This window comes from Lentzea sp. NPDC004782, from assembly GCF_040609115.1.
Taxonomy (GTDB): Bacteria; Actinomycetota; Actinomycetes; order Mycobacteriales; family Pseudonocardiaceae; genus Lentzea.
This window is the reverse complement of sequence record NZ_JBEXJN010000157.1, coordinates 1-1,648: the sequence shown is the minus strand read 5'-3', so window position 1 is coordinate 1,648 and position 1,648 is coordinate 1. Positions and strand designations below refer to the sequence as shown.

General features: G+C 73.1%; 1 pseudogene. It reads right to left on the bottom strand.

Annotated features, from left to right (window positions below):
• Window positions 1–857, bottom strand: a pseudogene (locus ABZV40_RS46405) (hypothetical protein); the annotation flags it as partial.
• Window positions 858–1,648: the final 791 nt, after the last annotated feature.

Here is a 1,648-nt window from a genome sequence, read left to right as displayed (position 1 = left end):
GCCACACCGCCCGCCCCCGCACGCCGGACACCACGACCGGGCCGGGGAGCCCCGCCCGGCAGTCCTTGTCGCTCGTGTTCGATCAGGGGCCTGCCCGTCTCCCGGGCCAGGCGTGCGGCCAGCTCCTCCGGTCCCTCGGCGTGTTCGAGAAGGCCGTACCGCTGCTGGTAGTAGCGGTGAGCCACCAGCCGGACGATGTTGTCGTAGTCGATGTTCTCCTGATCAGGCTTCTCGATGAACAACGGAGGCCGGCGCACGTACCGGCCGGCGATCCGCCGGCCCTCACGCAGCAACACCTCCACCTCATCGCGCGACAGCATGCTCCACAGCCGATCGATCTGCCCGGCCTGCTCCAGCCCGGAAATCAGCGGCGGCCCCGCACGCCGCTGTGCCGGCCTCACCACGACAGCCTGGTCGTCCTGTGCCGTGCCCCCGGTCGCCGGCTCCACGGCCGCGATCCCGGCAGCCGCGGCCGGCCGGCCGGCCACGGACCCTACGGGCGCGGAAACCTCAGCGACCAGTGAGCCAGGTCCCTGGTCACCACCAGGAGACCAGGCGGGCTTGACGCCCGACGCGGCCACCACCCCGGCACCAGCCACCGGCACCGATCCCCCCGCCGGCACCGATCCCGCCGCGGTGCCCGCCGGGATGCCTGCCTGGGTGCCTGCCGGGGTGACGGAACCTGGGTTGGCGGAACCTGGGTTGGCGGAACCCGGGTTGGCGGTGGTGTACGGCGGGAGCGTGTGGTCTACGAAATAGGCCGGCGGAGGCGGCATCCCCGCGTCAGGATCCGTAACGGTGTACCGCGGCGGCTCGGTGTCCGCCAGACGCACCAGCCCGCCCTGCCCAGCCACCATCCGCCCAGCAGCCACCTGCCCAGCAGGCTTGCCCTCACCAGCCCTCCCCCCACCATCGCTGTCTCCCACCACGACACCACTCCGCCCACCAGACCTCGGCCCGCCAGACCCCAGCCCACCAAGCTGCGATCCACCGGGCTGTGGCCCGGCGGCGGAGTCGTGCACGCCCGTCCCGGCAGACCCACCAGCCACCCCACCAGCCACCACGTCCGGTATCGGCGACGAAACCCCCGCCACCGCGCCAACACCACCGCGGACGTCCTGCCCCACACCGGCCTGACCACCAACACCATCCGGGCCTGCCTGGCTGCTCTGGCCTGCCTGGCTGCTCGGCTGTACCTGGACCGGCGACGGCGCGGTCTGCGGCAGCGCGGACGACCTCACGGATCCAGCACCGGCACCCGGCGACGGCTCAGGCCGCGGTGACACCCGCACCGACTGCTGCGAACCAGACCCCTCCAGCACCGGCAACCCCACCCCCGGCAACTCGGCCAGCAGCGGCACGCCCGGCCGCACCGACGCGCCCCCAGCAGACACCACCACCCCGGCCGCCTCATCCCCCGCACCAACGCCACCAGCACCACCGTCCCCGCCATCACCCGAGACAGCACCACCAGAGCCAGCACCACCAGAGCCAGCACCACCACGCTGCCAACCACCACGCTGGCGATCACCAGACCCCGCAACAACACCCTCGCCGCCGAACACGCCCACGCCCGGCCCGTGACCACCACCACCGGCCCGCTCCCGCCACCCCCGCAGAACCAGCCCCGCATCCACCGCCTTCTTCC